A 21,533-nucleotide genomic window follows, 5' to 3' on the forward strand; every position below is an offset into this window, starting at 1 on the left:
TTCATGATTGAAGCCGATCGCCTGATCTCCGCTGCCAGCATTAACGAAGAAGAGGGCCTTGACCGCGCCATTCGTCCGAAGATGCTGACCGAGTATGTCGGCCAGCCGCAGGTGCGTGAGCAGATGGAAATTTTCATTAAGGCGGCACAACTGCGTGGTGATGCGCTGGATCATTTATTGATTTTTGGCCCTCCCGGGCTGGGCAAAACGACGCTGGCCAACATTGTGGCCAACGAGATGGGCGTGAATCTGCGCACCACCTCTGGTCCGGTGCTGGAAAAAGCGGGCGATCTGGCCGCGATGCTGACCAACCTTGAACCGCACGACGTGCTGTTTATTGATGAAATCCATCGTCTTTCACCGGTCGTGGAAGAGGTACTTTATCCGGCCATGGAAGACTATCAGCTGGATATTATGATTGGTGAAGGCCCGGCTGCGCGCTCCATCAAACTGGATCTGCCGCCCTTTACGCTGATTGGCGCTACAACGCGGGCTGGCTCGCTGACGTCACCCCTGCGCGATCGCTTTGGCATCGTGCAGCGTCTGGAGTTCTACCAGGTTAAAGATCTGCAGCACATTGTAGGACGCAGCGCCGCCTGTCTGGGCCTGGCGCTGAGCGAGGAGGGCGCGCTGGAAATCGCCCGCCGCTCTCGCGGAACACCACGTATCGCCAATCGCCTGCTACGTCGGGTACGGGATTTTGCAGAGGTGCGCGCGAACGGTTTACTGAGTGGTGATGTCTCGGTGACGGCGCTGGATATGCTTAACGTGGACAGCGAAGGCTTCGATTATATGGATCGTAAACTGTTACTGGCCATTATTGATAAATTCACCGGTGGGCCGGTCGGGCTGGATAACCTGGCGGCGGCGATTGGCGAAGAGCGGGAAACCATCGAAGACGTGATTGAGCCGTTTTTAATTCAGCAGGGCTTTATTCAACGCACGCCGCGCGGCCGGATGGCCACGCAGCATGCTTATCGCCACTTTGGTATCACCAAAGAAGCGTAATTACAGTGCGGGTTTGCGCACCATGCTGAAGAGAAAAAGAATGGCGGCGCACAGCACGACGGAAGGGCCGGCGGGCGTGTCATAAAACGCCGAGAAGGTTAAGCCGCCCGTCACCGCAATCACGCCAATCAGTACGGCCACCGCCGCCATCATTTCGGGGGAGCGCGCAAAGCGCCTGGCGGTGGCAGCGGGAATGATCAGCAGCGATGTGATGATCAGCGCACCCACAAACTTCATCGCCACACCAATCGTCAGTGCGGTTACCAGCATCAGCATCAGCCGGGTGCGTTGAATATTCACGCCGTCGACCTGTGCCAGCTCGGGGCTGATTGTCATCGACAGCAGTGCGCGCCACTGCCAGGCCATAACGGCCAGCACCAATATCACACCTGCAGCCATGGCCCAGAGATCGCTGGGCGTTACCGCCAGCAAATCGCCAAACAGGTAGGCCATCAAATCTACCCGGACGTTCGACATCAGGCTGACCACGACCAGCCCGAGCGAAAGCGCACTGTGCGCCATAATGCCCAGCAGTGTATCTATCGCCAGATGCGGGCGACGCTCAAGCCAGACCAGACCCAGTGCCAGACAGACCGTGACCAGAATCACGGCATAGTAAGGATTGACGTTGAGCAGCAAACCCAAGGCGACGCCGAGCAGTGAGGCATGCGCCAGCGTGTCGCCGAAATAGGACATCTTGCGCCAGACGACAAAAGAGCCCAGGGGGCCCGCCGCCAGCGCCAGCATCACGCCGCCCAGCCAGCCCGGAAGCAGTAATTCAATCATGATGTACCCGGTCCTTTGCGTAATACGATACGTCCCTGAAGGTCGTGACGGTGATTATGGTGATGACGATAGATAGCCAGTTCCTGCGCACCGCGCGGGCCGAACATGGCAATGAATTCCGGATGCTGCGACACCGCCTCAGGCGTACCTGAACAGCAAATGTGATGGTTAAGGCACAGGACCTCATCCGTTTTCGCCATGACTAAATGCAAATCATGGGAAACCATGAGCACGGCACAGTTCAGCTCGTGTCGCAGTTGATTGATCAGATCGTAAAGCGCGACCTGCCCGTTGACATCCACACCCTGCGTTGGTTCATCAAGCACCAGCAACTGAGGCTGATTGAGCAAGGCGCGTGCAAGTAACACGCGCTGCGTTTCGCCGCCCGACAGTTTCTGCAACGGCGATGTCAACAGGTGACCCGCCTGAACGCGTTTCAGGGCAGGCAAAATATCCTGATTGCGCGCACCGCGCGACAGACGCATAAAACGTTCGACCGTGACCGGAAGCGTGGGATCGATATGCAGCTTCTGTGGCACGTAGCCGATGCGTAAGCCTGCACTGCGACTAACCCGACCGGAGGAGGGCGCCAGGAGGCCAAGCACCACCCGGACCAGCGTCGATTTGCCCGCGCCGTTAGGGCCGAGCAGGGTTAAAATTTTACCGGGATGAAGTTCCAGACTCACGCCAGATAAGACCTGACGTTGATCAAAACTGATGGATACGTTTTCAAGTGTGACAAGTGATGGCATAAGATTTACAGGTTGCACAGAATTTCGAATGTTATAATATCACATCCAATCTGTTGATGACGAAGGAATGACGCATTATGTTACATAATAAAAAAGGGGTCTTTTTGACCCTGACGACGATGGCTTTCGCCACCTCTGCTGCCTTACCCGCGCACGCCGATATTGTGGCCTCTATTAAGCCCGTTGGGTTTATCGCCTCGGCCATTGCTGACGGCGTCACACCCGTGGAGATTTTGCTGCCTGATGGCGCGTCCGAACACGATTATGCCCTGCGTCCGTCTGATGTAAAACGCTTACAAAACGCAGACTTAGTTGTCTGGGTGGGACCAGAAATGGAAGCGTTTATGACCAAATCTGCCGCAGACCTGCCCGCGAAAAAGAATCTTGAGATAGTCCAAATTCCCGGCGTAAAAACAATGCTACTGCGCGGCGGTGAAGACGATGATCACGATGACCATGAGGCAGCAGAGCACAATCATGATCACCATGATGATGAAGCCCATCATCATCATCATGGTGAGTTTAATATGCACTTGTGGATGTCACCAGAGATAGCGAAAAAAACCGCGGTTGCAATCCATGGAAAATTATTGGAACTTATGCCGCAGGATAAAGCCAAACTTGACGCCAACCTGCAGCATTTTGAGGCAGAATTAGCGGACACAGATAAGCGCATTATCTCACAGCTTGCCCCCGTTAAAGATAAAGGGTATTTCGTTTTTCACGACGCTTACACGTACTTTGAAAAACACTACGGTCTCTCGCCCACCGGGCATTTTACCGTTAACCCTGAGATTCAGCCGGGTGCACAGCGCTTACATCAAATTCGAACACAGTTGGTTGAGAAAAAGGCCGTTTGCGTCTTTGCTGAGCCACAATTCAGGCCGGCGGTCATCGATGCTGTTGCCCGTGGAACCGAGGTGCGTAAAGGCACGCTTGATCCGCTGGGGACAGACATCAGCTTAGGAAAAGACAGCTATGTGAAATTCCTCTCACAGCTGTCGAGCCAGTATGAGACCTGCCTGAAAGGAGCATAGAGGAATAGTTCAACGTGCAGCAGATAGCCCGCTCTGTCGCCCTCGCATTTAATAATTTGCCGCGCCCCCACCGCGTTATGCTGGGATCGTTAACCGTAGTGACTCTGGCCGTCGCCGTCTGGCGGCCTTACGTCTACCATCCCAGTAATGATGTGACGCCCATCGTCAAAACCATCGAACTGGACAAAAACGAATTTCGTACACTGCTTCCCGAAGCCAGTGAACCCATCGACCAAAGTACCCCAGAACCGGATGAAGAACTCCCTGCAGATGATGTCGATCAGGACGTCGCCGACAGTGCCGGCACGCATGAATACACGGTTTCTTCTGGCGATACCCTGAGCAGTGCACTTAATCAGTACGGCATTGATATGGGCGACATTAATGCCCTTGTCTCCAGCGATCGCGATCTGCGTAATTTGCAGGTCGGGCAGCAGCTCAGTTGGACATTAAACGATGATGGCGCGCTGAATACCTTTAGCTGGGAAATTTCGCGCCGTGAAACCCGCACCTATACGCGCACGGATAGCGGTGGCTTTAACATGCAGTCGCAGATGCAGCAGGGCGAATGGCGCAATAGCGTGATGCAGGGTGAGATACACGGCAGCTTTGCCGCCAGTGCCCGTCGGGCCGGTTTAACCAGTAGCGAAGCCAGCAGTGTGATCAAAGCGATGCAGTGGCAGATGGATTTCCGTAAGCTGCGGGCAGGCGATAAGTTTAGCGTGCTGATGTCGCGTGAAATGATGGACGGCAAGAGCGCACAAAGCCAGTTGCTTGGTGTGCGTTTGCGCAGTGGCGGTAAAGATTATTACGCCTTCCGTGCTGATGATGGCAAGTTCTATGACCGCAGCGGTGCAGGGCTGGCGCGCGGCTTTATGCGCTTCCCCACCGTCAAACAGTATCGGGTGTCCTCAAACTTTAATCCCCGCCGCCTTAATCCTGTGACGGGGCGCATCGCGCCGCACAAAGGCGTTGATTTCGCCTTACCGATCGGTACGCCTGTGCTGGCGGTGGGTGATGGTGAGGTCGTGGTGGCGAAAAACGGCGGCGCCGCAGGAAACTATGTGGCTATCCGGCATGGTCGTCAGTACATGACGCGCTACATGCACCTCAAGAAAGTGTTGGTGAAGCCTGGTGAAAAAGTGAAGCGTGGTGACCGCATTGCACTGTCAGGCAACACAGGCCGTTCTACTGGCCCGCATCTGCACTTTGAGATCTGGATCAATAACCAGGCGGTCAATCCCTTGACGGCTAAGCTACCGCGTATGGAAGGCCTCACCGGTAAAGAACGGACGCAGTACCTTACCCAGGTTAAAGGCTGGTTACCTCAGCTAGGGCTTAAGTAATTTTTTCGTTAAAATCGACGGCATTGCCGTCGATTTTTTTATCTCTGGCGCAGGATGATTGCAAATTTACTCGTCGCCACTATCATTAGCCCGTCATTGATTGAGGCGAGTGCATGGAAACCCGTAAAAAAAATAACAGCGAATTTATTCCCGTTTTTGAACGATCTTTTTTAAAGCCTAAATACTGGGGCAGCTGGTTGGGTATTGGTGCACTGGCTGGCATCGCGCTGATGCCTGCCACTGTGCGCGATCCGCTTCTGGGGCGGCTGGGCAAAATGGCCGGAAAGCTGGCGAAAGGGGCGCGTCGTCGTGCGCTAATCAACCTCTATTACTGCCTGCCTGAATTAAGCGAATCTCAACGCGATGCGATCGTTGATCAGATGTTTGCCACTGCGCCACAGGCGATGGCCATGATGGCTGAGTTGGGGATGCGCGATCCGGCACAAATTCGTCAGCGTGTTGAGTGGCACGGTCGGGAAATTATTGACCAGTTGCAGGCCGACAAGCAGAACGTTATTTTTCTGGTACCGCATGGCTGGGCTGTCGATATTCCAGCTATGCTGCTGGCCTCAGAGGGCCAAAAGATGGCAGCCATGTTCCACAATCAGAGCGATCCGCTGGTGGACTATGTCTGGAACCGTGTCCGTCGCCGCTTTGGCGGCCGTATGCATGCGCGCAATGATGGCATCAAGCCGTTTATCAGTTCGGTTCGTCAGGGCTACTGGGGCTATTATCTGCCTGACCAGGATCACGGTCCGGAGCACAGTGAGTTTGTCGATTTCTTTGCGACCTACAAAGCCACTTTGCCCGCGGTAGGGCGATTAATGAAAGTCTGCCGTGCCCGGGTTGTTCCCCTGTTTCCGGTCTATAACGGTGAACGTCACAAACTGGAAATTTATGTTCGCCCCCCCATGGACGACTTGCTTGACGCGGATGACCGCCAACTGGCGCGCAGGATGAATGAGGAGGTGGAAGTGTTTGTGCGTCCGCATCCGGAACAATACACCTGGATACTCAAGCTGCTAAAAACGCGCAAAGAGGGTGACATCGAACCCTACTCGCGTGACGAGCTCTATCCACGAAAATAAAAAAAGGCCGCATCGCGGCCTTTCTGATATCAAACGGGCGTCACTTTAACGTGGCGCTGACGTTCCCGCAGGAACAGCAGCACCAGGCCAAACCACAGCACACCACTCATAAAGTTGATCAGGCTAAACCAGATCACACCCTCGCTAAAATAGAAGTGCTTAGCCAGTTCAATGCCGACAGCCAGCGTCAAAATGCTGATCATGCCCAACATGGCCGCAACGCTGCCTTTGCCCTCATCGCTGGCATAGAGCGTCAGTCGGTAAAGGCCGGCATTCACCATTCCGCCGCCAAACGCATACAGGCTTAAGCCAGCGGTCATCAATAAATAGCTATGGCTGTTCATCAGCGTGGCGAGCAGCGCGAGGCTCAGGCCCAGCAAGATCGGCCATGCGGCAAACTTTACCGGTTGCTCAATCGGCATCCGGCCTACCACCTTACTCAGCGTTACATTGCCCGCAATCATCGCCAGAAAAACCGGAAGCTGAAGCAGGGCATACTGCATGCGGGAAAGGCCCTCATCGCGCATTAAAATCACGGGTGACAAGGCAACCCAGGTCAGAATGGGAATGAATACCAGCCCGATAGCAAAGGAGCCATACATCACCTGGCGATCTTTCAAAAGACGGCCGTAATTACGTGCGAGCACGGGCAGCGCAACAGACTGAGTGCGATCGCCTGCGGTTTCAGGCATTACCCGCCATAAAACGAGAAACGCCACGGCGCTGCAGGCGGCAAACAGCCAAAACATACTGCGCCAGCTGCCTACCGTTAGCCAGGCTGCACCCGCCAGCGGTCCGGCGAGCGGGGCGAGCAGGGCAACATTCGCCATGAGCGCCATAATTCGCACCGCTAAGGCTTCTTCAAACGCTTCCTGAATGGCGGCATAGCCCACCGCGCCGATGAAGCACAGACTGATGCCCTGCACAAAACGCAGGCTGACAAACTGCTGAATATCACTTACCCAGGTTGTGAGAATGCAGGCGGACGCAAAAAAGAGAATACCGAATAGCAACACGGGCCTGCGGCCATATTTATCCGACAGCGGGCCGAGTAACCACTGGAGCACGACGCCACCCAGTAAGTAGGCCGTCAGAGAGGTTGATACCCATTCTGCGCCAACGTTGAATTCGGCGGTGACCAGTAACATGCCTGGTTGGATCATGTCGTGCGCAATATAGGTTGCAAACTCGTAGAGCACCATAGCCAGTGGGAACAGCATTATGCGACCCGTAAGCTGGCTGATGGGTTGGTAACGGGCCATCTGGCCTCCTTGTGAAAAAACAAAAACGCGACTGCAGGGCAGTCGCGTTTCCAATGGTAATACAGGTGATGAGAAAAAGGCGGAATTAATCGACGCGCAGCACACGACCTGTGTTGGTTGTTCCGGTTGCGCCCATCACGTCACCCTGAGTGACCACGACCAGGTCACCCGACAGCAGAAAGCCTTTATCACGCAGCAGATTAACCGCGTCGTGCGCGTTCGCTACGCCCTCATTATTGCTGTCGAAGAAAACCGGCGTCACGCCACGGAACAGCGCCGTGATGTTCAGCGTGCGCTCGTGGCGCGACATGGCGAAAATCGGCAGGCCAGAGGTGATGCGCGAGGTCATCAACGGCGTACGGCCTGATTCCGTCATCGTAATAATGGCGGTCACGCCCTGCAGATGGTTGGCCGTGTACATGGCTGACATCGCGATAGCTTCTTCGATGTTGTCAAACTGCACGTCAAGACGGTGTTTAGAGACGTTCACGCTGGGGATTTTTTCTGCACCCAGACACACTTTTGCCATCGCCGCGACCGTTTCAGCCGGGTACTGACCTGCGGCGGTTTCAGCAGAAAGCATCACAGCATCGGTGCCGTCCAGTACGGCGTTGGCAACGTCCATGACTTCAGCGCGGGTGGGCATCGGGTTGGTAATCATAGATTCCATCATCTGGGTTGCCGTGATGATGGTACGGTTAAGCTGACGGGCGCGGCGGATAAGCGCCTTTTGAATACCCACCAGTTCGGGATCGCCGATTTCAACGCCAAGATCGCCACGGGCCACCATGACCACGTCTGAGGCCAGAATAATGTCGTCCATCGCCTCCTGCGAGGCAACGGCTTCAGCACGTTCAACCTTCGCCACCATCAGCGCATCACAGCCTGCGTCGCGCGCCAGACGGCGCGCATAGTGCATGTCTTCACCACAGCGCGGGAAAGAAACAGCCAGGTAATCCACATTGATTTTGGCTGCGGTGATAATGTCTGCTTTGTCTTTTTCGGTCAGGGCTTCGGCTGATAACCCGCCGCCCAGTTTGTTGATACCTTTATTATTGGAGAGCGGGCCGCCTACCGTCACTTCAGTAAAGACTTTTACGCCCTGAACTTCCAGCACCTTTAACTGTACGCGGCCATCATCCAGCAACAGAATATCGCCGGGCACCACATCTTCAGGCAGACCTTTATAGTCGATGCCCACGCGCTCTTTGTCGCCTTCGCCTTTACCCATCGCCGCGTCGAGCAGGAAACGATCGCCAACGTTCAGGAACACTTTGCCTTCTTTGAAGGTCGATACACGGATCTTAGGACCTTGCAAATCGCCCAGAATGGCAACATGACGTCCCAGTTTTGCGGCAATCTGACGGACTTTATCAGCACGCAACTGATGATCTTCAGCCGTGCCGTGGGAAAAGTTAAGACGCACGACGTTGGCGCCAGCTGCAATGATTTTTTCGAGGTTGTTGTCGCGGTCAGTGGCTGGGCCGAGAGTAGTTACGATCTTGGTTCTTCTTAAACGTCGAGACATAGGGATTCCTTTGGAGTTTGGAACTAAGCTGAATCGTTACATTTTAAGGTGTTAGCCCATCAGATACTGCTTACCACACAGAGGTATTATTATACATTCGAGTGTGTCAGAACTGTGGCACTGCGCCATAACCCTGTCGAGAAAGGGCGATTTTGTTAGATACAATACTGAGACTCATCAAGGAAGTCATCCCCCGCACGGCATTAGCGAAAGCTTAATTGACCAGGCGCATAGGATGTCACTTTTCCGATCGCTTTTACGCGGTATCAGGAAAGTGAATCCAGGGCGAAGAGATCAGACGCTATCGTTATCGGCAATGGCGGGTTTGTCGTAACGAGATGACTTTAGCGCCGCTTTTACCCGCTTCAGGTTCTGCCTGAAAGCGGGCCCCCGTTCCAGGGTAAAACCGGTTGCCAGCAGGTCGATCACGGTGAGTTGAGCCAGCCTGGACACCATCGGCAGATAGATATCGGTATCCTCGGGCACATCGACGAGCAGCGCCAGCGAGGCCTCATGGGCAAGGGGCGATCCGGCTGAGGTAATGGCGATAACGGTGGAGCCGTTGGCCTTTGCCATCTGCGCTAGCTCAACCATGTTGCGGGTACGGCCAGTATGAGAGATCAAAACAAACACCTCGTTGTCGCGGCTGTTGATACAACTCATTCGCTGCATCACCACATCATCTGACCAGATAACCGGCAGGTTAAAGCGTAAAAACTTGTTGAAGGCGTCGTGTGCCACCACAGCGGAAGCACCTAAACCAAAAAAAGTGATTTTATTGGTCTGCGTCAGATGGTTCACGGCCTGCTGCAGCGCGGCAAGATCGAGACGCTCCCGCATCTGCTGAAGCCCGGCCAGGGCAGAATCGAATATTTTCTCACTGTAACGCTCAACGCTGTCATCTTCCTGCACGTCCCGACTGAGCCAGTTAGGGGACTTTACCAGCGCCTGAGCAAGTTGAAGCTTGAAGTCGGGAAAACCCGCCGTGCCAAGATGGCGGCAAAACCGGTTGACGGTAGGCTCACTCACTTCCGCCGCCCGTGCCAGCGTAGCAATACTGGAATGTATCGCCTGCTCCGGAGAAGCAAGGATATGTTGTGCCACTTTACGCTCTGACTTACTGAGCGCATTCATCTGCACCCGAATTTTATCCAACATGGCCCTGACCTGATAAGCGTGGAATATCTGTTAATATGAATAACTACTGTTGTTACAGGAAATTAACGGAGAATATACCCCGCCTGACCGAGGTGGGCGCAAGGTCTGATAAGTCCGCGGCCCTTTTTTTTGTGATAATCAGGCCCGTACTGGATTTTAGCCAGACAATATTTGACACAGAAAAATAACGGAAAGCGCACGTGTCAACATACCTCAGACGCTAATTGGGTGCAGAGTGAGCGTCGTGACGCCGTAGGCAGGTTTACCTGGCCTGGGGAAAAAAGTACATTGTGCTGAAAGAAAATGACAACTTGGACCCGGTGCTCAGGACGCAACGCCACCGGGACAATCCTGCAACGAGGAGAGGAAAATGGCGGTAACACAAATAGCCCAGGCATGCGATCTGGTAATTTTCGGCGCCAAAGGCGATCTCGCCCGTCGTAAACTGTTGCCCTCGCTGTATCAGTTAGAGAAAGCGGGCCAGATTCATGAAGAAACCCGCATTATCGGCGTGGGTCGTGCCGAGTGGGATAAAGCCGAATACACCAAAGTGGTGCGTGAGGCGTTAGAAACCTTCATGAAGGAAAAGATCGATGAAGCACTCTGGGATAAGCTCAGCAACCGTCTCGATTTCTGTAACCTTGATGTAAACGATACGTCGCACTTCCCACGCCTGGGTAAGATGCTGGACCAGAAAAGCCGCACCACCATTAACTATTTTGCCATGCCGCCCAGCACCTTCGGTGCGATCTGTCATGGACTGGGCACGGCAAAGCTGAACGCTAAACCCGCGCGTGTTGTCATGGAAAAACCGCTTGGTACCTCGCTGGAAACCTCTAAAGAAATTAACGACAGCGTGGGCGAATACTTTGATGAGAGTCAGGTTTTCCGTATTGACCACTATCTGGGCAAAGAGACGGTTCTTAACCTGTTAGCGCTGCGCTTTGCTAATGCCATTTTTGTTAATAACTGGGATAACCGCACGATCGATCACGTGCAGATTACCGTGGCGGAAGAAGTGGGTATTGAAGGACGCTGGGGCTACTTTGATAAAGCGGGCCAGATGCGCGATATGATTCAGAACCATCTGTTACAGGTTCTGACGATGATCGCCATGTCACCGCCTTCCGATCTCAGCGCCGACAGTATTCGTGATGAAAAAGTGAAAGTGCTGCGCTCGCTGCGTCCTATCGATCAAACCAACGTCCGCGAGAAAACGGTGCGTGGTCAGTACACCTCTGGCTTCGTTCAGGGCAAGAAAGTGCCAGGCTATCTGGAAGAAGAGGGGGCCAATAAGACCAGCGCCACCGAAACTTTTGTGGCTATTCGCGTGGACATCGATAACTGGCGTTGGGCAGGCGTGCCGTTCTACCTGCGTACCGGTAAACGTCTCCCGACCAAATGCTCAGAAGTCGTGGTGTATTTCAAAAACCCGGAGATGAACCTGTTTAAGGATTCCTACTCCCAGTTGCCGCAGAACAAACTCACTATTCGTCTGCAGCCTGATGAAGGTGTGGATATTGAGATCCTGAACAAAGTGCCGGGTCTTGATCACAAACACAAACTGCAAACCACCAAGCTGGATCTGAGCTACTCAGAAACCTTCAATCAGTCTCATCTGGCCGATGCCTATGAGCGCTTGTTGCTGGAATCCATGCGTGGTATTCAGGCGCTGTTTGTTCGTCGCGATGAAGTGGAAGCGGCATGGACCTATGTGGATTCCATCATCGATGCCTGGGCAGCCGACGGCGACTCATCCAAGCCTTATCAGGCGGGAACATGGGGACCGGTGGCCTCTGTGGCAATGATTACGCGTGATGGCCGCTCCTGGAACGAATTTGAATAACCCCTCAGCCCGCCGCGAGCGGGCTTTTTTTTGCACCAACTCTCAAAAATGAACTGCCGTTTTAAAAATCTTTTCCGGTCATAGACGGGGAAACGGCGGATCCTGTATGGTAGTAGCGCTGTTAACCGGGCTGGCGTAGCGAAGTCCTCGCCGTGCTGCTCCCATTGTTATCCATCAGGGGACGTGATGAAAAACTGGAAAACGAGTGCCGAACAGATTCTGAAAACCGGACCGGTCGTGCCGGTGATTGTGGTTAATAAGCTGGAACATGCCGTTCCTATGGCCCAGGCGCTGGTCGCCGGTGGCGTCAAAGTCCTTGAGGTCACGTTGCGCACCCCTGTGGCGATGGATGCCCTGCGCGCCATCATCAAAAACGTCCCCGACGCCATTGTGGGGGCCGGCACCGTGCTTAACACCCAACAGCTGCAGGAAGTTACGCAGGCGGGTGCCCAGTTCGTCATTAGCCCAGGGATTACCGAGCCTCTGCTTAAGGCCGCCGTTGAAGGCCCGATTCCGCTGATTCCCGGCATTAGCACGGTGTCAGAATTAATGACCGGTATGGACTATGGTTTACGGGAATTCAAGTTTTTCCCTGCGGAAGCGAACGGTGGAGTCAAAGCGTTGCAGGCCATCGGGGGGCCTTTCCCTCAGGTACGCTTCTGCCCGACGGGCGGTATTTCACCGGCAAATTACCGTGACTATCTGGCTCTCAAAAGCGTGCTCTGTATCGGCGGTTCCTGGCTGGTGCCAAACGATGCACTGGAAGCGGGCGACTGGCAGCGAATCACGCAACTGGCGCGCGACGCTGTCGCTGGCGCGGAGTGATCTCCGGCGAGAGTCAAACGCGAGCGGTGAGTCACTGACTCACCGCAATGGCACTATCCCTGAACGCTGACAGCCGCCGCGCTGGCAACGGCACGCGCTACGGCTTCTTCAGTTGTATCCGCACAGGCCAGGGCAACACCTAAACGGCGCTGACCGTCGATTTCAGGTTTGCCAAACAGGCGCAGCTGCAATCCTGACCCCAACGCCGCCTCCACATTGACGAACTGCACGTTCTGACTGGTTAACTGCGGCAGGATGACGGCTGACGCGGAAGGACCATACTGGCGAATGGCGCCAATCGGCAGGCCAAGAAATGCACGCACATGAAGCGCGAATTCAGACAGATCTTGTGAAATCAGCGTCACCATACCGGTATCGTGCGGGCGAGGGGAGACTTCGCTGAACACCACTTCGTCGCCGCAGACAAACAGCTCTACGCCAAACAGCCCATAGCCACCCAGCGCTTTCACCACGGTTTCCGCAATGTGCTGCGCACGCTGCAGCGCCAGCTCACTCATCTGCTGAGGTTGCCATGATTCACGGTAATCCCCGTCTTCCTGACGATGACCAATGGGGGCACAGAAATGAATGCCGTCAACGGCACTGATCGTTAACAGAGTGATTTCAAAATCAAACTTCACCACACCTTCCACGATAACGCGCCCGGCACCCGCACGGCCGCCCTGCTGCGCATAGTCCCAGGCTTTTTCCAACTGGCTGGCATCCCGGATAAAACTCTGACCTTTACCTGAAGAGCTCATCACTGGCTTCACGATGCACGGAAAACCAATTTCCGCGGCGGCAGACACGAAATTCTCTTTGCTGTCCGCAAAACGGTAGTGGGAAGTGGGAAGCGCGAGCTCTTCTGCTGCCAGACGGCGAATGCCCTCGCGGTTCATGGTCAGGCGCGCCGCGCGGGCGGTCGGCACGACGTGCTGGCCTTGCTGCTCCAGCTCCAGGAGTTTTTCAGTCGCAATAGCTTCAATTTCGGGTACGACGAAGTGAGGCTTTTCCTGCGCAATCACCGCGGCCAGCGCGTCACCATCCAGCATATTAATTACGTGGCTGCGATGAGCAACATGCATGGCAGGTGCATCAGCGTAACGGTCAACGGCAATCACTTCCACACCCAGGCGCTGACATTCCAGCGCAACTTCTTTCCCCAGTTCACCAGAGCCCAACAGCATTACACGCGTTGCACCAGGGCGCAGCGCAGTTCCAAGAGTCGTCATAAATTCCCCTAAAATCGAAGCAGTCAAAATGCGCGCGCAGTATATACGAAAACGTTTGCGTTCTCACCCTTCAGCTTGTTTGCCTGGTTTTGCGCTACTTTTCCTGCTCTGACGTTTCCTGACATCTTTTTGGTAATGATGTTGTTTCTGAATGGTAAAGGGAGATGATGATGAATAACTGGCTGCAACAGATTCAATCGGTACTGGCTAAAAAAAGCAGCGAGGGTAAATCCAGCGGAGGATTAAGCGATATGCTGGCACCGGGCGCATTAGGCGGGCTGGCAGCCATGCTGGTGGCCAGTAAGTCATCCCGAAAGTTGTTAACGAAATATGGCGGTCAGGCTTTGATTATCGGCGGCGGGGCCGCGGCGGGTGCCGTGCTGTGGAACAAATACAAGCAGCGGGTACGCGAAACACATCAGCACGATCCCGGCTTTGGTGAGTTGCAAACGCCAGTGGATCAGCGGGCGGAGCGGCTGGTGACCGCGCTGGTTTTTGCTGCTAAAAGCGATGGTCATATTGACGATCGGGAACGCGCAGCGATTGAGCATAATATTCACGAGGCTGGCTATGGTCAGGATGCCGAAAAACTCATCCAGCAGGCCATGCAGCGACCGCTGGACCCCGAGTGGCTCGCGGCGGACGTCAAAAATGAAGAAGAGGCGCTTGAACTCTATTTTCTGAGCTGTGCCGCCATTGATGTAGACCACTTCATGGAGCGCAGCTATCTTTCTGCCCTGGGCGATGCGCTAAAAATCCCGCAGGATGTGCGGGACGGCATTCAGCAGGATATCCTGCAGCAGAAAGCGGGCTAATCCGCGCAGGGCCAGCGATATGGCCCTGCACAACCTCACATTGCCTTCACTTTACTTGGCATCTCTTTACATTAGTGCCACGCTTAGTGTTCATTACATTCAGCGGGACGGATGACATGAAAGCACCGAGCGCAAAAAAAATCCCTTACGAATTATCGCTGCATGGCGAAACGCGCATCGACAATTATTACTGGCTACGTGACGACAGGCGTGAAAGCAGCGAGGTGCTGGACTATTTACGCGCTGAGAACAATTACGGCCAGAAAATCATGGGCTCTCAGCAGCCCTTACAGAATCGCATTCTGCATGAGATTATCGATCGCCTTCCGCCGCAGGACCACTCAGTACCCTATGTGAAAAATGGTTATCGCTATCAAAGCCGGTATGAAAGCGGCAATGAATATGCCGCCTATTATCGACAGCCCGCGGGTAGCGATGAGAGCGACCCGTGGACACTGCTGCTGGATGCGAATCAGCGCGCATCGCACAGTGATTTTTATACTATGGGCGCACTGCACATCAGCCCGGATAACCGGGTGCTGGCAGTGGCAGAGGATTTCCTTTCCCGGCGCCAGTACGGCATTCGTTTTCGCAATCTGGACAGCGGGAGTTGGTATCCGGAGGTGCTTAACGATGCCTCGTCCAGTTTTGCGTGGGCGAATGATTCACGCACCCTTTATTACGTTCGTAAACATCCGCAAACCCTGCTGCCTTATCAGCTATGGCGGCATGAGTTGGGTACGCCCCAGCACGACGATCGGCTCGTGTACGAAGAAAAAGACGATACCTACCACCTCAGCATTCATAAAACCACGTCAAAACAGTTCATCCTGATCGTGTTATACAGCACCAGCAGCAGCGAGATTCAGCTGATCGATGCGGATTTCCCGGACGCCCTACCGCAGGTATTTTTGCCCCGGCGGCGCGATCATGAATACAGTCTCGATCATTATGATCACACGTTCTTCATCCGCTCGAATCGCGAGGGAAAAAATTTCGGACTCTACCGTAGCCATTATCTGGATGAAGCGCGCTGGCAAACCGTGATCCCCGCGCGCGACCATATCGTAATGGAGGATTTCCAGCTTTTTCGTGACTGGCTGGTGGTAGAGGAGCGCCAGCGTGGGCTGACCAGCCTGCGGCAAATCAACTGGGAGACGGGAGAAACCAGCGGCATTGCGTTTGACGATCCCACTTACGTTACCTGGCTGGCTTACAATCCTACGCCGCGTACCAGTAAGCTGCGCTATGGCTATTCGTCCATGACCACGCCCGCCACGCTGTTTGAACTGGATATGGATACGGGGGAACGTCGCATCTTAAAACAGAGTGCGGTCAAAGACTTCAATCCGGATGAGTACAAAAGCGAGCACCATTGGATCACCGTTTCTGACGGCACAGAAGTGCCGGTCTCGCTGGTGTATCACCGCACCCATTTTCAGAAAGGGCAGAACCCCATGCTGGTGTATGGCTATGGCGCCTATGGCAGTAGCATGGACGCTGACTTTAGCGTCAGTCGGCTCAGCCTGCTGGACCGCGGGTTCATCTATGCGCTGGTGCATGTGCGAGGCGGCGGGGAGATGGGGCAGCAGTGGTATGACGGTGGTCGCCTGCTCAACAAGATGAACAGCTTCACCGATTTTATCGACGTGACAAACGGGCTCGTGGCGCGTGGATTCGGGCACCCGGACCGGCTCTATGCGATGGGAGGAAGTGCAGGGGGATTGCTGATGGGCGCAGTCATGAATCTGGCGCCCACGCGCTATCACGGTGTGGTTGCGCAGGTGCCTTTTGTTGATGTGCTCACCACGATGCTTGATGAGTCTATTCCGCTGACGACCGGGGAATATGACGAGTGGGGTAATCCAAATGACGCAGAGTATTATCGTTATATCCGGCAATACAGCCCCTATGACAACGTTGAGGCGAAAACCTGCCCCCATCTGCTGGTGACAACCGGCCTGCATGATTCACAGGTGCAATACTGGGAACCGGCAAAATGGGTGGCTAAGCTGCGTGAATATAAAACCGATGATAACCTGCTGCTGCTCTGCACCGATATGGACTCGGGGCACGGCGGTAAGTCTGGGCGCTACAAGGCCTATGAAGGCGTTGCCCTGGAGCTCACCTTCATCATCGCCCTTGCTCAGGGCAGTTTGCCTCCGGCCGCGCTTACGGAAGCTGACTAAGACACTTGCGCAGCGCCTGCCGTAACGGTGGGCGCAAATCTTTCACGTTATCCAGCATCCATTTCAGGTAACCCGGATCTTTTCGGGCCACCACGGCCAGCGCCTGACCACGATATTTACCAAACGGCAGCACATCATCACGCTGCGCGGCAGGCTGCGAGCGCAGACTCATTTCGTCCGCACGCCAGCCGGACAGATCCATAATCCGAATGAGCAGCGCGGCCGTCACGTAGCAGTCGTACAGCGCCCGGTGAGCATGCAAATCCGCTGGCGGCGTCACATCCAGCTTGAGGCTGTGCCGGAGCGCCTGATTACCGTATTTAATGCCGGGCCATAGCTGACGAGCCAGCGTCATGGTACAGATCCACTCGCCGTGCATCTCCGGCAACATCCGGCGGTCAAAGCTGGCGTTGTGGGCCACGTAAAAGGGACTGCCGTGGTAGCGCAGGATGGCCTCTTCAATCGGCGGTTTGCCCATCACCATGGCTTCAGTAATGCGGTGCACGGCCATGGCCTGACGACTGATAGGGCGATCGGGTGAGACAAGATCGCTCATTGGATTGACGATTTGGCCGTCGATCACATCTACCGAGGCAACCTCCACCACGCCGCCCTGCAGTCCGCAGGTTTCCGTATCAATTACGCGTAGCATCATTATTTCTGTTTAGGCTCGTAGGGCAGGCGTGACAGGTTGAGAGAGGCCTGGCGGTAATGCATTAAACGCTGACGAAACCAGTCCCGCAGGGCTTCAGGTTGTTCGTTGGCGACCATTTCTGCCACGACAGGCATGTTGTAGCGCTCTTTAAAAGCAACGCCTGCTGCAGCCAGATCGACATTGACTTTGTCTTTCTCTTCCTGCGACAGCAAGGCAAGGTTGTGACTCATGATATTCTCCCGATAAGCGTGACCAAAAGTAATGTTTTCCTCCTCCTGGCGCAAGGGACAGGATAGCATTGCTGGCCTCGACAGTTAAATTTCAGCGGCGTATTCTTGCGCCACGTTCGTGGCCTTTGCCGCCGTTAACAGGATGAAGAGATGAAAAAAACCGCGATTTCACGTGGGGTGCTGGCTCTGATTGCCGCCAGCACACTGATGTTTAGTCAGCTTGCACTGGCGCACGCCCACTTAGCGTCTTCGGTGCCGGCAGCTAAAGCGGCGGTAACGCCTGCGCCGCAACACATTACGCTGAGCTTCACCGAAGACGTTGAAGCCGCATTCAGTGGCGTTGACGTCATGAATGCACAGCATAAAGCCGTGGGTGAAAAGGCCCGGCTGGATGGCAAGCAGCACGACCGCCTGCGGGTTGATTTTGCCCAGCCGCTGGCGCAGGGCGCTTATCAGGTAAACTGGCACGTGCTGTCCGTTGACGGGCACAAAACGCACGGAAGCTATACCTTCACCGTGAAATAAAACCGTGACCCTGTTGTGGCTGGTGCTGCGCGCACTGCATTTTACGGCATTAATGTTGCTGGTAGGCAGTGCCATTTACAGCAGGTTGCTGGCACCCGTTGCCTTTCGAACCTCGCTGGCCGCGCGATTGTTTCCGCTAATGAAGTGGAGTACATGGCTGGCCCTGCTGTCGGCACTGGCGATGCTGGCCACACAAAATGTGATGATGAGCGGTGACTGGCACAATTTGTCAGAGACGGCTGTGTGGCTGGCGGTATTTTCAACCCGCTGGGGCGCCGTGTGGCAATGGCAGCTCCTCTTTTCGCTGTGTAGCGTGGCTGCGATTATCATGCGTGACCGCCCCCGTCAGCAGGTTTGGCTGTTAACTGGCTTGCTACAGACAGGCTGTCTGGCACTAACGGGCCATGCCGCCATGCGCGAAGGTATCGCCGGGCTCCTGCAACAAAGTAACCAGGCCTTACATCTCCTCGCCGCCGCTTTTTGGGCGGGCGGGTTAGTGCCTGTGTTGGTGTTGATGCGGATGGCGCGTAACATCGAATACCGGACAGCCGCAATCCGCACCATGATGCGTTTTTCCCGTTATGGTCACGTTGCCGTCGCCTTAACGATAATTACCGGTGTCGTTAACAGCCTGCTGATTGCCGGGGTGCCAGCTAACTGGCATCTCAACGATTATGTTGTACTGTTAGTGTGCAAAGCAGGGCTGGTCATGCTTATGGTACTGATTGCGCTCTGGAATCGTTACTGGCTGGTGCCGCGCTTTCACATCGCGGGCCTTGCCGCACAACGACTGTTTATTCGCATGACCCAGCTGGAAATTGTGCTGGCATGCGGCGTAGTGGGGTTGGTCAGCGTGTTTGCTACGTTGTCACCAACCTGAATGATGAAAACCCCATAAAGGTAAGTTATGTTGCTGAAGAAAGCGATCCCCACACTGCTGTTATTAACGCTGGCTGGTCAGGCAGCAGCGGCACAAATCATCACCGTCAGCCGTTTCGAAATTGGTAAAGACAAGTGGCCGTTTAATCGTGAAGAGGTGATGCTGACCTGTGAGAAAGATGGATCGCTGTTTGCCATCAATCCCAGCACGCTGATGCAGTACCCGCTTAATGAGAAGGCGGAGGCTCAGGTCAACGCTAAGCGGGTGAAGGCACAGCCCATCAGCGTGATTCAGGCGCCGGATAAAGCGCATCCGGAGCGGATGATGAGTCTGCAACCTGTCGTGGATCGTGCACAGGCGCTGTGCACAAAATAAGACGACGCAGGTAAGAGTGCGCAAATTTGTCTTACGGGTCACAAACCTGTCGGGTTTATGGTCTGAGCCGCGGCGCTGGCTGGAAAATCTGGCGCGTTGTCCTACGCTTTAAAAGCAAGGCGAAAGCCTCTATCAATGCCAACTTTTAGCGCACGGCTCCTTGAGAGCCATTTCCCTGGACCGAATACAGGAATCGTGTTCGGTCTTTTTTTGCCTTTCAGCGTTCTCCATGACGGCCAGACAGCGGGGATGGTGTTCACCAGGCCGCGCGGTACCGGCCCGGCTCACGCAACAGGATGGCAGAAACGAAACCGACGCGATCGCGTTTCTCCCCCCTGTGCGAAAGGGCGTTTACACCCGGAACGCTTCAACCATACCGCGTAGCGCGTGCGCCTGCTCAGAAAGGGATTGTGAAGCGGACGATGATTCCTCAACCAGTGCGGCGTTGTTCTGAGTAACGCTGTCCATCTGGCCCACCGCGACGCTCACCTGAGAAATCCCCTGCATCTGTTCGGAAGAGGCCAGCGAGATCTCATCCATAGCCGTGGCCAGTTCACCCACCATGTTAACGATTTTCAGGATACTTTGCCCGGTTCCACTCGCGACGGTTACGCCGGTTTCAACCTGTTGAACGGCCTGTTCAATCAGGGTTTTAATTTCCTTCGCTGCGGTAGCACTCCGCTGGGCCAGATTTCTGACTTCGCCAGCCACCACGGCAAACCCGCGCCCCTGCTCGCCGGCACGCGCGGCCTCAACGGCAGCATTGAGCGCCAGAATGTTGGTCTGAAAAGCAATGCCTTCAATGACGCCGGTTATATCACGAATCTTCGCAGCACTGTCTGAAATGTCTTTCATGGTTGCCGACATCCGTTGCATATCTGCTTCGCCGCGTTGAGCCAGATTGGCCGTTTCGCGAGCTGATGTAGCTGTAAGCTGTGCCCCGGAAGCATTGCTCTTCACCGTCGCGGTTAACTGTTCCATGCTGGCAGCGGTTTCCTGAAGCGCGGCAGCCTGCTCTTCCGTACGGGAAGATAATTCGGTATTTCCTTGCGCGATTTCATCAGCGGCAAGCGCAACGTTAGCCGAAGAATCTTTGATTTCTGAAACCAGGCCGCGAAGCTTAGCCTGCATTCCGTCAAGGGATGCCAGCAAACTTGACGTATCCTTAGGACGCAGGTGCACCGCCGAGGTCAGATCGCCGTTAGCAATGGCCGCCGCAATGGTTTGGGCCTGAGCAGGCTCGCCACCTAACTGGCGCATCAGTAAACGGGTAATCATCCATCCGGTGACGACAGAAAAAACAATGGAAAGCAGGCCCAGGATAACCAAAACGAGTGTTGAGGTTCGGGTTGAACGATTATTCTCTTCCACCGCGTTGCGACTGTTATTCAACTGAACGTTGGTCATTTCGCTGAGTGAACTGAGTAACGCACGCTGAGCAGGACGCACCGTCACCATCAGATAATTTGTGGCTTCCTGAGGGCGGTTATCCAGGCCAAACTGACCGGCCTTTTCCAGACCGGAAATCACCAGCGCTTCATTAGCCTGAAGTTTTTCCAGGGCAGCACGTCCGGCGGGCGTGGAATCCGTACGCATAATTGTTTCAAGCGCTTCACGATTTTTTAAGTAAGCTGCTTTTTGCAGTTTTAGCCTTTCCCACTCTGGCTGCATGGCTTTCACATCGCTAAGAAGCGCGAGGTTTCTCGCGGCAATCGCCATGTCTCTCAGTTCATCTCGCATATCCACGGCGAGCTGATATTTTCGCATCTTAACATTGACCGCATCATCCATACCGTTGCTGGCGGAATGAAGTGCTTTAAAAGAAACAGTAATACAGATAACAAAAAGCAGAATTAACAGGCCAAAACCAATTGCCAGACGCGTGGAGATTTTCATTTTAGAATTCCTGAAAGTTAAGTTCAGATTTCTTATCGGCAAAAGACGTGTAAAAAATTAATAAAACAGACATATTTCTGAAATAGTATATTTGGCAAGC

20 protein-coding genes are annotated in these 21,533 nt (G+C 54.5%); 11 read left to right on the top strand and 9 right to left on the bottom strand.

Going from position 1 to position 21,533, the window contains the following annotated elements:
• Nucleotides 1-3: 3 nt before the first annotated feature.
• Nucleotides 4-1,008 (top strand): Holliday junction branch migration DNA helicase RuvB, encoded by a 1,005-nt coding sequence (ruvB, locus tag GKC68_RS09565; protein ID WP_028723410.1) that lies wholly within the window; start codon nt 4-6, stop codon nt 1,006-1,008.
• Here ruvB and znuB read toward each other — a convergent pair whose 3' ends face one another.
• Both znuB and znuC read right to left on the bottom strand, forming a co-directional pair.
• Entirely contained in the window at nt 1,009-1,794 is a 786-nt protein-coding gene (gene znuB, locus GKC68_RS09570; protein WP_028723411.1) for a zinc ABC transporter permease subunit ZnuB, read from the bottom strand.
• Nucleotides 1,791-2,546 (bottom strand): zinc ABC transporter ATP-binding protein ZnuC, encoded by a 756-nt coding sequence (gene znuC, locus GKC68_RS09575; protein WP_089527970.1) that lies wholly within the window; start codon nt 2,544-2,546, stop codon nt 1,791-1,793. The genes znuB and znuC overlap by 4 nt, the downstream gene beginning before the upstream one ends.
• 77 nt (nt 2,547-2,623) lie before the next feature.
• Between znuC and znuA the strand changes: the two genes are divergently transcribed.
• From znuA to lpxM, 3 genes are all read left to right on the top strand, one after another.
• The gene (gene znuA / locus GKC68_RS09580) at nt 2,624-3,583 is read left to right on the top strand and encodes a zinc ABC transporter substrate-binding protein ZnuA (protein ID WP_342656784.1); all 960 of its coding nucleotides are present in this window, start codon (nt 2,624-2,626) and stop codon (nt 3,581-3,583) included.
• A 14-nt stretch (nt 3,584-3,597) separates the two neighbouring features.
• On the top strand, nt 3,598-4,929 hold the full coding sequence (mepM, locus tag GKC68_RS09585) for a murein DD-endopeptidase MepM (RefSeq protein WP_047714938.1): 1,332 nt from the start codon (nt 3,598-3,600) through the stop codon (nt 4,927-4,929).
• A gap of 113 nt (nt 4,930-5,042) precedes the next feature.
• Nucleotides 5,043-6,017, top strand: a complete 975-nt coding sequence (lpxM, locus tag GKC68_RS09590; protein ID WP_028723415.1) for a lauroyl-Kdo(2)-lipid IV(A) myristoyltransferase — start codon at nt 5,043-5,045, stop codon at nt 6,015-6,017.
• Between the two features lie 29 nt (nt 6,018-6,046).
• On the opposite strand, the gene GKC68_RS09595 is transcribed toward lpxM, so the two are convergent.
• The 3 genes from GKC68_RS09595 to GKC68_RS09605 form a co-directional block, all read right to left on the bottom strand.
• Nucleotides 6,047-7,279 carry an MFS transporter gene (locus GKC68_RS09595; protein ID WP_058707423.1) on the bottom strand — a complete coding sequence of 411 codons (1,233 nt, stop codon included), beginning with the start codon at nt 7,277-7,279 and terminating at the stop codon, nt 6,047-6,049.
• 85 nt (nt 7,280-7,364) lie between these two features.
• The gene (pyk, locus tag GKC68_RS09600; protein ID WP_013026070.1) at nt 7,365-8,807 is read right to left on the bottom strand and encodes a pyruvate kinase; all 1,443 of its coding nucleotides are present in this window, start codon (nt 8,805-8,807) and stop codon (nt 7,365-7,367) included.
• A 294-nt stretch (nt 8,808-9,101) separates the two neighbouring features.
• Nucleotides 9,102-9,965, bottom strand: coding sequence for a MurR/RpiR family transcriptional regulator (locus tag GKC68_RS09605; protein ID WP_047714940.1), 864 nt, complete (start codon nt 9,963-9,965; stop codon nt 9,102-9,104).
• A 370-nt stretch (nt 9,966-10,335) separates the two neighbouring features.
• Between GKC68_RS09605 and zwf the strand changes: the two genes are divergently transcribed.
• The gene (zwf, locus tag GKC68_RS09610; protein ID WP_288426898.1) at nt 10,336-11,811 is read left to right on the top strand and encodes a glucose-6-phosphate dehydrogenase; all 1,476 of its coding nucleotides are present in this window, start codon (nt 10,336-10,338) and stop codon (nt 11,809-11,811) included.
• Between the two features lie 186 nt (nt 11,812-11,997).
• Nucleotides 11,998-12,636: a bifunctional 4-hydroxy-2-oxoglutarate aldolase/2-dehydro-3-deoxy-phosphogluconate aldolase gene (locus GKC68_RS09615; RefSeq protein ID WP_028723418.1), complete on the top strand. Its 639-nt coding sequence runs from the start codon at nt 11,998-12,000 to the stop codon at nt 12,634-12,636.
• A 53-nt stretch (nt 12,637-12,689) separates the two neighbouring features.
• On the opposite strand, the gene purT is transcribed toward GKC68_RS09615, so the two are convergent.
• The gene (purT, locus tag GKC68_RS09620; protein ID WP_058705641.1) at nt 12,690-13,868 is read right to left on the bottom strand and encodes a formate-dependent phosphoribosylglycinamide formyltransferase; all 1,179 of its coding nucleotides are present in this window, start codon (nt 13,866-13,868) and stop codon (nt 12,690-12,692) included.
• A 170-nt stretch (nt 13,869-14,038) separates the two neighbouring features.
• On the opposite strand from purT, the gene GKC68_RS09625 reads away from it, so the two are divergent.
• Complete coding sequence (locus tag GKC68_RS09625) at nt 14,039-14,683, top strand: DUF533 domain-containing protein (protein ID WP_047714943.1); 645 nt, start codon at nt 14,039-14,041, stop codon at nt 14,681-14,683.
• A 116-nt stretch (nt 14,684-14,799) separates the two neighbouring features.
• A complete protein-coding gene (locus GKC68_RS09630) occupies nt 14,800-16,872 on the top strand; it encodes a prolyl oligopeptidase family serine peptidase (protein ID WP_110983047.1) in 2,073 nt (690 codons plus the stop codon).
• On the opposite strand, the gene exoX is transcribed toward GKC68_RS09630, so the two are convergent.
• On the bottom strand, nt 16,856-17,527 hold the full coding sequence (gene exoX, locus GKC68_RS09635; RefSeq protein ID WP_014593875.1) for an exodeoxyribonuclease X: 672 nt from the start codon (nt 17,525-17,527) through the stop codon (nt 16,856-16,858). The genes GKC68_RS09630 and exoX overlap by 17 nt on opposite strands.
• The gene (locus GKC68_RS09640) at nt 17,527-17,757 is read right to left on the bottom strand and encodes a DNA polymerase III subunit theta (protein WP_019105100.1); all 231 of its coding nucleotides are present in this window, start codon (nt 17,755-17,757) and stop codon (nt 17,527-17,529) included. The genes exoX and GKC68_RS09640 overlap by 1 nt, the downstream gene beginning before the upstream one ends.
• 150 nt (nt 17,758-17,907) lie before the next feature.
• Here GKC68_RS09640 and copC point away from each other — a divergent pair, with 150 nt between their 5' ends.
• From copC to GKC68_RS09655, 3 genes are read left to right on the top strand one after another with little or no spacing between them, the layout of a single operon-like run.
• Complete coding sequence (copC, locus tag GKC68_RS09645) at nt 17,908-18,282, top strand: copper homeostasis periplasmic binding protein CopC (protein WP_028723423.1); 375 nt, start codon at nt 17,908-17,910, stop codon at nt 18,280-18,282.
• 4 nt (nt 18,283-18,286) lie between these two features.
• On the top strand, nt 18,287-19,162 hold the full coding sequence (gene copD, locus GKC68_RS09650) for a copper homeostasis membrane protein CopD (RefSeq protein ID WP_081046471.1): 876 nt from the start codon (nt 18,287-18,289) through the stop codon (nt 19,160-19,162).
• Nucleotides 19,163-19,189: 27 nt separating this feature from the next.
• A complete protein-coding gene (locus GKC68_RS09655) occupies nt 19,190-19,537 on the top strand; it encodes a YebY family protein (RefSeq protein ID WP_028723425.1) in 348 nt (115 codons plus the stop codon).
• A 351-nt stretch (nt 19,538-19,888) separates the two neighbouring features.
• On the opposite strand, the gene GKC68_RS09660 is transcribed toward GKC68_RS09655, so the two are convergent.
• On the bottom strand, nt 19,889-21,433 hold the full coding sequence (locus tag GKC68_RS09660; protein ID WP_047714947.1) for a methyl-accepting chemotaxis protein: 1,545 nt from the start codon (nt 21,431-21,433) through the stop codon (nt 19,889-19,891).
• Nucleotides 21,434-21,533 lie beyond the last annotated feature (100 nt).

The sequence above is a fragment of the Pantoea sp. RSPAM1 genome, assembly GCF_038816185.1.
Classification (GTDB): Bacteria; Pseudomonadota; Gammaproteobacteria; order Enterobacterales; family Enterobacteriaceae; genus Pantoea; species Pantoea ananatis.